10 protein-coding genes are annotated in these 10,957 nt (G+C 63.2%); 7 read left to right on the top strand and 3 right to left on the bottom strand.

The window, feature by feature from the left end; genetic code table 11:
* Nucleotides 1-221, top strand: a 221-nt coding sequence (locus VEK15_18820) for an amidase family protein (protein HXV62759.1), incomplete at its 5' end; no start/stop codon positions are given.
* 34 nt (nt 222-255) lie between these two features.
* Here the strand turns inward: VEK15_18820 and VEK15_18815 are convergent.
* Both VEK15_18815 and VEK15_18810 read right to left on the bottom strand, forming a co-directional pair.
* Nucleotides 256-627, bottom strand: coding sequence for an AraC family ligand binding domain-containing protein (locus VEK15_18815; protein HXV62758.1), 372 nt, complete (start codon nt 625-627; stop codon nt 256-258).
* Nucleotides 627-2,708: an alpha/beta fold hydrolase gene (locus tag VEK15_18810; protein HXV62757.1), complete on the bottom strand. Its 2,082-nt coding sequence runs from the start codon at nt 2,706-2,708 to the stop codon at nt 627-629. Before VEK15_18810 ends, VEK15_18815 begins: the two co-directional genes overlap by 1 nt.
* Before the next feature lie 94 nt (nt 2,709-2,802).
* Between VEK15_18810 and VEK15_18805 the strand changes: the two genes are divergently transcribed.
* Genes VEK15_18805 through VEK15_18780 form a run of 6 tightly spaced genes read left to right on the top strand, consistent with a single transcriptional unit; the run spans nt 2,803 to nt 10,820 of the window.
* Nucleotides 2,803-4,131 (top strand): hypothetical protein, encoded by a 1,329-nt coding sequence (locus VEK15_18805; protein ID HXV62756.1) that lies wholly within the window; start codon nt 2,803-2,805, stop codon nt 4,129-4,131.
* Entirely contained in the window at nt 4,128-4,691 is a 564-nt protein-coding gene (locus VEK15_18800; GenBank protein ID HXV62755.1) for a hypothetical protein, read from the top strand. The genes VEK15_18805 and VEK15_18800 overlap by 4 nt, the downstream gene beginning before the upstream one ends.
* Nucleotides 4,692-6,359: a multicopper oxidase family protein gene (locus tag VEK15_18795; protein HXV62754.1), complete on the top strand. Its 1,668-nt coding sequence runs from the start codon at nt 4,692-4,694 to the stop codon at nt 6,357-6,359.
* A 13-nt stretch (nt 6,360-6,372) separates the two neighbouring features.
* On the top strand, nt 6,373-7,380 hold the full coding sequence (locus VEK15_18790) for a zinc-dependent alcohol dehydrogenase family protein (protein ID HXV62753.1): 1,008 nt from the start codon (nt 6,373-6,375) through the stop codon (nt 7,378-7,380).
* Complete coding sequence (locus VEK15_18785; protein HXV62752.1) at nt 7,377-10,061, top strand: bifunctional acetate--CoA ligase family protein/GNAT family N-acetyltransferase; 2,685 nt, start codon at nt 7,377-7,379, stop codon at nt 10,059-10,061. Before VEK15_18790 ends, VEK15_18785 begins: the two co-directional genes overlap by 4 nt.
* 24 nt (nt 10,062-10,085) lie before the next feature.
* Complete coding sequence (locus VEK15_18780) at nt 10,086-10,820, top strand: class I SAM-dependent methyltransferase (GenBank protein ID HXV62751.1); 735 nt, start codon at nt 10,086-10,088, stop codon at nt 10,818-10,820.
* A 19-nt stretch (nt 10,821-10,839) separates the two neighbouring features.
* Here the strand turns inward: VEK15_18780 and VEK15_18775 are convergent.
* Nucleotides 10,840-10,957, bottom strand: a 118-nt coding sequence (locus VEK15_18775) for a VapC toxin family PIN domain ribonuclease (GenBank protein ID HXV62750.1), incomplete at its 5' end; no start/stop codon positions are given.

The following is a 10,957-nucleotide window of genomic DNA, read 5'->3' as shown; positions in this document are numbered from 1 at the left end:
TGAAGCCGAGCGAGCTTCCCGATTCGTATCCGGGATTCAGCTATACGATGACCCAGAACCTGACGGGATGGCCCGCCGCGGTCGTTCGGGCGGGTACCTCGTCGGGAGGCCTTCCGATCGGCGTCCAGCTGACCGCGGGCCCCTGGCGAGACGATCGGGTCATCGCGCTCGCGGCGCGCGTCGAAGAAGCGCTCGGCGGTTGGGCCCCACCTCCGATCTGACCGATAGCGAGAAGCCTGAGCCACCCCTCCGGACTCACGAGTTATCCGTGTCCCGATGCACCGTGTCGGGCGAGAACGCCGGAAGACAGACGGCGATGTACTCGGCGCCCTCGGGCTCGGGACTGCTGTAACGAACCCACTCGCCGGGCGACAGGACGACCGCCTGGCCAGCGCGAACCTGGAGCGTGCCGCCCTCGTGCTCGACCTGGAGCATGCCGCGCAGCACGAGGGTGATCTCCTCGAACTCCGGCCGTTGCCCCGGCTCCTCCCATCCTTCGGGCGACACCATGCGAGCAATGCTGAGCTCGTCGTGTCCGGTGTTGACCCGGCCGACGAACTCTTCGATTCGTTTGGGCTTGTTCCCCGCCGCGGGAACGACGGCCGGAGCTCCGATGAGTCTTGGCATCATTCCACTCCCAAGAAATTCCACACGGCTCGAATGAACTTCTCTGTTTCTTCGACCGGGGCGAAATGTCCGCTGTCCTCGAAGACGACGAAATCGGCTTCACCGCTCACGCCGTCGGAAATCTCTTTGGCCTTTTCCGACGGGAGAAGATCCCGCTTGCCCGCGATGACCAGACTTCGCGCGCGAATCGACGCGAGGCGGTCGCGGAGATCCAGGGTAGGCCACTCCGCGTTCGCATGTTGGGCGTGTACCCAGCTGAAGGAGGCGTCGGCGAAGACTTCGGGCAATATCTCCTTACCCCTGCCTTGATCGGCAAACATCATTGGGAACCACACTTCGGTGTCGAAGGTCTTGGTGCGGGCGTTGCGTTCTTTATCGGTGAGGCCGGGGTCCGACATCTCCTTGGTGAAACTCGCGAAGGCCTCCATGAGCTCCGGATAACTCGCGGAGAGCTGCTGTCCATCCTCTCGGGTGAAGCTGGCGTTCCCATGTAGGAAGATTGCGTTCTCGATGGTGTCGGGGTGCTCCGACGCCAGGAGGATCAAGTTGGTGGCCCCGTTCGACCAGCCAATCGCGTCGACGCGCTCGAGGCCCAGATGCTCGCGAAGCGCCTGGAAGTCGGCGCGGACGGCGGCCGTGCCGCGATCGCTGTCTTCTTTGATCTCGCTCGATTCGCCCATGCCCCTCGGATCGAAATACACCATCGTCAAGCGCGATTCCAGCGGGCGGTACATCGCCCGCAGGCCTTCGAGGCTCAGTCCCCAGGAGTTCGGTACCGTCATGAGGACGGGGCCTTTGCCGTGAACCTCGTAGTGAATCGTGTGGCCCCCCAGATCCGCGGAAAAGGAGCCGTTTCGGAGACCGGGCTCGAGAGGGACGACGACTTGACCGTCTTTCATCACGAACCGGACTCGGCGCAGAGCCGAGATGTCTCGAAGAGGATTCCCCTCGACGGCGACGATGTCGGCCTTGAGGCCGGGCCGGAGATCCCCCACGACGCCCGAGAGGGAGAGGGCCTCGGCGGCACGCGACGTGGCGCTGATGATCGCGTCCTGGTTCGACTGGCCGGCGGCGACACGGCGCTCGAACTCGATTGCGGTGTCTCCCGACCAGACCCAGCCGGCGTTGGCGTCGGTGCTGAAAATGATGGCGACACCCTTCTCCACCGCCCGGCGAAAGACGTTGGTGCGAGTCGGCAGGAACTTTGCCGTCCAGTCGAGGGCCTCTTTGGAGTAGCCGAACTTCTTGCCGTGGGCGAGATAGTACTCGCCGAGGTAGAGGTTGGGCGAGTAGTAGACGCCTTGCTCGACCATCAGATCCAGTACGGCGTCGTCGAGAAGAGCGCCATGCTCGAGCGTCGTCGCGCCCGCAAGAATCGCGCGACGTGCCCCTTCGGCCGCGTGAGCGTGTACCGAGACGGGAATGCCAGCCTTCTTCGCCTCGTCCATGGCCCACCGAAGCTGGTCCTGCGAATGCGTCGGCGTTCCACCCGCACGGCTGCTCCGGGTCGCGAAGACCTTGAGCCAGTCGATGCCGGCTTCGATGCGATGTCGAGCTTCGGCTCGCATCGCATCTTCGTCGGCGGGAGCGGCGCCATCCTGCAAGCGATCTCCCTCCGTTCCCGGGGCGTCGTCGTCCGAAAGCCACTTTCCCGATACCTGAAGCCGCGGCCCGGGCAAGAGCCCTTCTTCGATGGCCTCGCGCAGATCGACGTCCTCGTACCGAGGGCTTCCGAGGCTGCGTACGGTCGTGAACCCGCTTTCCAGGAGCTTGCGGGCGCTGAAGGCACCCCACAATGAGCTGAGCGACGGCCTCGCCTCGTCGTCGCCGAAATGGGTCGTGATGTGAACGTGAGCGTCGATGAGCCCGGGAAGCACCGTATACCCCCTGAGATCGATGGTCTCGGAGCCGGCAGGAATCTCGGCCGGACCGAAAGCCTCGATCCTGTCCGCCTGCACCACGAGCAGCGCGTCTCGATGGATGTTTCCTCTGCCGTCGATCGCGAGATCCGTCCGAAGAGCGATGTTCTGGACGAACATTGCCAGAAGCAGCAGCGTGCCATGGACCATGCCGACCTCCATGGCGGGGAATGATATGACAAACCCGCGTTCGGGGTTATGAGTCCCGATCTCAATCGGGTAGAATGACGGTCCGGGAAGTGAGGTACCCTCTATTATGAAGCGTCGTTTGTTGCCCACCCTGGCATTCGTGCTCGTCGCCAGTGCCTCGTTCGCTCAGTGGACCGCGGAAAAGCCGGGAAGTGACAACCTCCGTGTTCTGTCGCACGTACCGCTCGGTCCAAGACTGAGCGTTTCCGACATCGACCTCGAGCAGGAGATGAACCGACCCTATGCGTATGTGGGGCGGATGGTTTACGGAACCGAGGGCGACAAAGGTGTCGACATCATCGATCTTCACGATCCGGAGAATGCCAAGCGCATCTATTCGTGGCGGATCGAGGATCAGGACCTTCACCTGGGCACCGGAGGCATGGACGTCAAGCACTTCAAGTGGAAGGGGCGCTACTACGTGGTTCAGTCTCTCCAGTTCAGGCAGGGGGGCCCGAACCCCGACCTGGGTGCCGTGGTACTCGACGTGACCGACCTTCCGGACCCATCCAAGGTCAAGGAAGTCGCCCGGATCCGAGAGCCCGAGTTGCCCGGAGGGTTCCACAACATCTTCATATACCGACACACCAATGGCGCGGTCCTTCTGTTCGCCACGGTGTCCGGGCCGTTCGCGCACGTTTACGACCTGGGTCGTGTCGTCGAGGGAGATCTCGAGAACGCTCTCGTTGCCAAAGTCCCGGTTCCCGAAGCCGACAGCGAGCGCCGCGGGTATCATGATTTCTACGTCGGCTACCATCCCGACAGTGCCGAAGATCGATTCTACGGAGGCGGCACCGGGGGCTACTATGTTTACGACGTCACCGACCTCGAACAGCCCACCATCCGGGCCACACTGACGGGAATCCGTGGAGTGCGCTCGGGCCACACGTTCACCCCCACCCCCGACGGGAGATACGTGATCGCAGAGACGGAATATCAGTATGCGCCGCTTCGCATCTTCGATCTGAAGCCCGCCCTCGACGGTGAGGTGGAGAACATATCCGAGCCCATCGCCGCCTGGACCGCGGACTGGCGACATCTCGTCCACAACCACGAAGTTCGCTGGCCTTATGTCTTCGTCTCCGGCTACCTCGACGGTCTCCAGATCTTCACGCTCATGAATCCCAAAGATCCCACGACGGTCGCGTACTACGACACGTACCTCGGACCCCCCAACGAGGATCGCTATCCGATGTTCAACGGAGCGTTCGGAGTGGACATACGCAACGCGGACGGGCTCATCGTGGTGAGCGACATGACCACGGGATTCTGGGCGTTTCGCATGGAGGGTTTCCAGGGCTGGAACGGCGCCGACTGGGGCATGCCGAACATCTCGAGCGTCCAGGACTGGGAACGTGGTCCCGCCGCCGTAAGTGTTGGGAACGGCACCCCATGACCCTTGTCGCCGCCCTTCTCGCTCTTCTATCGTTCTCGGAAGGGGAGCGTCCGGCCTGGAGTGCGGGCTTCGGGTTCCGTGGGGTTGCTTGCTCCTCGGCTGCGATTCCCGACGTCGTCGGAGCGTACTACGGCATCGAGATGGTCCCCACGAGGCGCGTCGCCGGCATGGGACAAGCCCGTGGGTTGGGCAAGGTGAGCTTCTCCGAGTCCCCCTACGGAGTGGCGGTGCTGCGGGATGGAAGGTATGCGTACGACATCGACCTCTCGCTCGAACGCATAAAGGCACCTCCCGCCGGCTTTCTCACGGCCTGGGTGGCGAAATCGGATCTCTCAGAGAGGACGTGGCTCGGCGTTCTGGACGACGACCTCCGTGTCGGCGCGCGAGTCGAATGGAACAAGTTCCTTCTCGTGGTGACGCTCGAGCCATCCGACGAGCCGTCGGACTCCTGGCGGGGCCCCGTAGTTCTGCGAGGAATGTCCCGGAGCGGGTTGATGCATACGCTCGCGGGCCACGGCCCCTTCGAGAAGGAGCCCTGCTCGAAGTACGGGTTCGACTGAGTGCTCCCGCCTCTTCTTGGGCTCGTCGTAGCGACGCTCGCTCTCCAGCACGAGGGGCACCACGGCCACGGGGCGGCGGATGCCGACCCCAAATCGTGGCGCATGCCGCCTCATGACTTTCCCATGCCGCCCCTGCCGGGATTGGAGACCGCTCTTCCCATCGTAGGGCCGTTTCTTCCTGGTGGAGACGCCCCGGACCTGGCGGCCTTTCCCGAGGCCGAGCCCGGTCGCATCGTCGAGATGGCCGACGGCGAGACCCTCTCGATGACCGCAGGCATCGTGCGCCGGACGCTGAACGGCAAGACCTTCTTGATGTACGGCTACAACGGCCAGTATCCCGGGCCCCTCATCAAGGCCGACCGCGGGGCGACGATCCGGGTCGAGCTGACCAACGCCATCGAGATGCCCACGACGGTGCACTGGCACGGCGTGCGGCTCGACAACCGATTCGATGGCGTTCCCGACCTGACGCAGGCGCCGATTCTGTCGGGGGAGACCTTTACGTACGAAGTTCACTTCCCCGACTCCGGGATCTATTGGTACCACCCCCACGTGCGGGAGGACATCCAGCAGGATCTCGGTCTTTACGGAAACCTGCTCGTCGCGCCCCCGGAGCCCGACTACTACAGCCCGGTGAATCGCGAGGAAGTCCTGATCCTCGACGACCTGCTCATGGACGATCTCGGCCCGCTGCCCTGGGGGGATCGAGCGCCTACCCACGCGCTCATGGGGCGGTTCGGCACGGTACTTCTCGTGAACGGTGCCACGAGCTACGAGCTCTCGGTGGCGACGGGCGAGGTCGTCCGATTCTATCTGACGAACGTGGCGAACACCCGTACGTTCAACGTCGTGTTCGACGGTGCGCCGATCAAGATCGTCGCGTCCGACGTCAGCAAGTACCAGCGCGAGACTTTCGTCGAGAGTGTGGTCATCGCACCGGCGGAGCGTTACGTGGTGGAGGTGCTCTTCGAGAGCCCGGGCGAGCACGTGATGACGAACTCGATCCAGGCGATCGACGAGTGGATGGGAGAGTTCCGCCCCAGCATCAAACCGCTGGGAACGATCCATGTTTCCGACACGAAAGCATCGGAAAGCTATGCAAACGAGTTTCGAACGCTTCGTGACAACGAGGACGTGAAGAAGGACATCGACGGCTATCGTCGCTATTTCGACAAGCCGGTCGATCACCGTCTCGTGTTGACGCTCGACATCGAGAACCTGCCGCTCCAGATCGTGCAAGCGATGCAGTTCGAGGCGGGGCTCTACTCTCCACCCATCGAATGGAACGACGCGATGCCGATGATGAACTGGCTTTCCAGCGCCGAGCAGGTTCATTGGAAGCTACGTGACCCCGACACCGGGAAAGAGAACATGGATATCGACTGGTCTTTTGCCAAAGGGGATGTGGCGAAGATCCGCCTCTTCAACGACCCCGAGACCATCCACCCCATGAACCACCCTTTCCACGTTCACGGACAGCGGTTTCTGGTTCTTTCGCTCGACGGAGTCGAGAACGAGAACCTCGTCTGGAAAGACACGGCCATCGTTCCCGTGGGGACCACGATGGACATCCTGGTGGACCTGTCCAACCCGGGGAAGTGGATGATGCATTGCCACATCGCCGAGCATCTCCACGCCGGAATGATGGGCTCGTTCGTGGTGGAGTGAGGGATTCGACGGGATGAAGGCCATGGTGCTCGGCGAGCAGCGGCCGATGGCCGACTCGCCGCTGACGCTCTTGGAGCTGCCCATGCCGGAGCCAGGTGAGGGCGAGATCCGAATCAAGGTTTCTTGTTGCGCCATTTGCCGAACGGACCTGCATGTCATCGAAGGCGACCTTCCCCCGCGCAAGCTGCCTCTGGTTCCCGGCCACCAGGTCGTGGGAACCGTGGACAAGCGCGGCCCCGGGTCCTCCCTCGGGATGGGCCAGCGAGTGGGTGTCGCATGGCTTCACCGGTGCTGCGAATCATGCGACTACTGCACGAGCGGTCGCGAGAATCTCTGCGTCTCGCCGACATTCACCGGCTACCACGTCGACGGAGGCTACGGCGAGTACGTGACGGCGCCGGAAGCTTATGTGTACGAGATCCCGCGTGTCTTCAGCGACCACGAGGCCGCTCCTCTGTTGTGCTCGGGAATCATCGGCTACCGTTCGCTCCGACGCAGCCAGCTGAAACCCGGCCAGACGTTGGGGATCTGCGGATTTGGATCCTCGGCTCACGTCGTGATCCAGATCGCGCGGCACTGGGGATGCCGGGTCCTGGTGGCGACCCGGGGCGAGGGGCACCGTGATCTCGCATCCCAGCTGGGAGCCGAATGGACGGGCGAGCGGCCAGAGGATTTCCCCGAACCCGTCGACAGCGCCATCCTCTTCGCTCCGGCCGGTGAGCTGGTACCCTCCCTTCTGGAGAAGGTCCGGCCGGGAGGGACGCTGGCTATCGCAGGCATCTATCTGAGCGACGTACCCTCTCTCAGCTACGAAGGGCATCTCTTCCACGAGAGGAATATCCACTCGGTGACCGCCAACACGAGGCGTGACGGACACGAGCTCCTCGATGAGGCGGCCAAGATTCCCATACGGCCTCACACGGTGGTCTATCCTCTGGACGAGGCGAATCGAGCGCTCCAGGATCTCGAGCACGATCGACTGAACGGGACCGGGGTGCTCACCGTGTCTTCCTCTTCGTGAGCGTTTTCAACCTCGACAAGATTCTTCGCCCCGAGCGGGTGGCGGTGGTCGGCGCGAGCGATGATCCGTCGAGCGTCGGCCACGCGGTCTTTCGAAATCTCGGCGCACATTTCGGAGGTGCCGTCTATCCGGTGAACCCCGCCAGGGCGCAAGTTGGCGGTGTCCGAGCCTATCCGTCGGTACGAGAGCTTCCCGAGCGCCCGGATCTCGCCGTGATTTGCACGCCGGCGCGCGCGGTTGCCGACGTGCTCGGCGAATGTGGGGAGACGGGAATCCTGGGGACGGTCGTCATCTCTGCCGGATTCGGAGAAATCGGTGAGGAGGGCAAGGCCCTCGAGAAAGGTGTGCTCGAGGTCGTTCGCCGCTTTCCCGGGCTCCGTGTCGTGGGGCCAAACTGTCTCGGCGTCATCGTCCCTGGGAACGGATTGAACGCCAGCTTCGCGGGCATGACGCCCCGGGTGGGCCGCGTCGCGTTCGTTTCCCAATCGGGAGCGGTCTGCGCGTCGGTGCTCGACTGGGCCGAGGAAGAGGAGATCGGCTTTTCTTGCTTCATCTCGGTGGGCAACATGCTCGACGTCGACTTCGGCGATCTCATCGACTACCTCGCCGCCGATCCGGGAACCGACGCGCTCGTTCTCTATGTCGAGTCCGTGCCAAGGGCGCGGAAGTTCCTCTCGGCCGCGCGGGCATTCACCCGGACGAAGCCGATCGTGGCTTACAAGGCCGGGCGGTTTCCCGAGTCGGCGAAGGCCGCCTCTTCGCACACCGGTGCGATGGCGGGAGAAGACGCCGTCTACGAAGCCGGCTTCGAACGGGCCGGGATCGTTCGGATCCTGGAGTCCTCCGAGCTGTTCGGTTGTGCCGAAATCCTGGCCCGGCGACGAATACCCCGTCGCGGGCGTCTCGGAATCGTCACCAACGCCGGAGGATCCGGAGTCATGGCGACGGACGCCCTGATGGCGGTTGGGGGAACACTGGCCCGTCTTTCGGAACCTACGATCGAGCGGCTGAGCCAGGAGCTCCCACGCTACTGGTCGCACGGAAATCCGGTGGACGTCCTGGGAGACGCTCCACCGGAGCGCTACGCGGAGGCGGTGGAGCTCGTGATTCGGGACGAGGGGGTGGACGCCGTTCTCGCCCTCTTCACGCCCCAGGCGTTGACCGACCCGACCGAGACGGCCAGACGTACCGCCGAAGTGTCTTCACGTACGGCAAAGCCCATCCTCTGCTCCTGGATGGGGGGTCGCTCCGTGCGGGAGGCGGTCCGGTCATTGAACCAGGCGAAGATACCGACGTATGCCACGCCAGAGCATGCCGTGCGGGCGTTCACGGCTCTCGTCAGCTTCGCTCGCCGCCAGGAGATTCTCTATGAGACCCCGCGCGATTTGCCGGTATTGCTCGATGAGAGACGCCATGAGGTCGGCAAGCGCCTCTCGGAGCGCTCCCCGACCGGCCCGATGCTCCTCTCAGAGACCGATTCCAAAGGGGTTTTGCAGGCTTATGGGCTTCCGGTCACCGTCCCCCGTCGGGCGGGCTCGGCCGATGAGGCCGTCGCGGCAGCACGGTCGATCGGATACCCGGTGGTGATCAAGATCGATTCGCCGCAGATCACTCACAAGACCGACGTCGGCGGGGTCGCATTGAATCTCCGGAGCGACGACGACGTGCGCAGCGGCTTCGACGCCATCGTCGCCCGGACACGGACTCGCAGGCCCGATGCCTCGATCTCGGGGGTGACGGTCCAGTCGATGCGAACCCTCACCGATGGGTACGAAATGATCCTGGGGACGAAAAAAGATCCCACGTTTGGCGCGGCGATCCTCGTGGGCATGGGGGGAGTGACGACCGAGCTCCTTCGCGACCGCGTCCTCGGACTTCCTCCTCTGAACGAGCGCCTGGCACGCCGCATGCTCGAATCACTCCGTTGCTGGCCGCTTCTCGAAGGATATCGAGGGCGGCCCGGGGTAAATCTCGAGCTCTTGCTCGAGACGCTTATTCGATTCTCCTACCTCGTCGCCGAGCTGCCTCAAATCCGTGAGCTCGATATCAACCCTCTCCTCGTCACACCCGATGAAGTGGTCGCCCTCGACGCCAGAGTGATACTCGATGAAACCGTGCTCGGCCGAGAAGAGGACAAGCCGTACTCCCATCTGGCCATTCGTCCTTATCCCGAGACATTCGTCGGGTGGAGATCGCTGCCGGATGGCACGCGCGTCTTGCTCCGCCCCATCCGTCCCGAAGACGAGCCATTGTGGAGTGCGATGCTCGACAGCGCTTCCACGGAAAGCTTGTTTCAGAGATTTCGCCAGCTCGTCCGCCGAACTCACGAGCTGGCGGCGCGGTTTTGCTTCATCGACTATGATCGCGAGATGGCCATCGTGGCCGAGCTCGTGGAAGGAGGCAAGCGAGAGCTGGTGGGCGTCGGTCGCATGGTCGCTGACCCCGACCACGTAACCGCCGAGTACGCCGTATTCGTCGTCGATGCATGGCAGGGCAAGGGCCTGGGAGCACTGTTGACGGATTACTGTCTCGAGATCGCTCCGGCCTGGGGCGTTCGCGAGCTCATCGCCTATACGACTTTGAGCAACACGCGGGCGGTCAAGCTCTTTCGCAAACGAGGCTTCGCGTTCGCGCGATTGAACGGAGGGAACGAGCTCGAGGCACGCAAGACCTTGCCGTGAGCGCGCGAACCTCGAGGAGGGAGATTGGCCAAGACGACACGGGACAGTGAAGACCGGGCCGTGCTCCGCACCCTGGAGTCGACCTACTGTCCGGCTCCTATCCGGGAGGCCCGAGAACGACAGGACTCTATCCTCGCCGAGAGATTTTCCGGACGCGAATATGCCATCGCCGACGTCGGATGCGGCACGGGCTACCACGGCTCGATCTTCGCTCCGGGCTGCTTCGTCTATCACGGCTTCGAGATCTCGCCCGAGATAGCCCGGGTGGCTCGTGACCGATGGGAGCGCGAAGGACTCCGCAACGCCGAGGTCTTCGTCGGCGATATCGCGAACGCCGAGCTCGTGCCCGGTTTCTACGACCTCGCGCTGTGCCTCTATTTCACACCGGGAAACATCCGGGACGAGTCCGAGGATTTGAGCCTCTACACCGATGCCTATCTCGATCGGAATCCGAGATTCATCGCCGTGATTTCACGGCTGCTCGAAGCGCTGAAGAAATCGGGCAAGATGTTCCTCACGATCTACAAGGACGTGCCCGAGGCGGAGGACGCGCAAATCGACTTCTACGAACATACCGGCCAGCACGTGATTACACCGAAAGGGTCTCGATTCGTTGCCACCGCCGAGCGTTTCTGGTCGGTTCGATGGACTCGAAGGAGTTTATTGTCGAATGTCGCGGAGTGCGGGGTGAAGGAAAGCGCGGTCGTATTTCATGACCTGAATCCCATCGCCTGGCTCGTCGAGATCACGAAGCATTAAGCAGGCGCGTCCATAACGGTCAAGAGCGAAACGCGGCGTCGAGAGTGCGGTCGTACGTCAGGATCTCGTGGATGTCCCGGCGCTTGCAGCAAGCCAGATGAAGCAGATCTCGGGCGCCGAGCTGCGGGTGACGGTCG

Source organism: Vicinamibacteria bacterium, from assembly GCA_035620555.1.
Taxonomy (GTDB): Bacteria; Acidobacteriota; Vicinamibacteria; order Marinacidobacterales; family SMYC01; genus DASPGQ01.
Note: the sequence above shows the minus strand (reverse complement) of the source record. Positions and strands in the feature narration are given on the sequence as shown.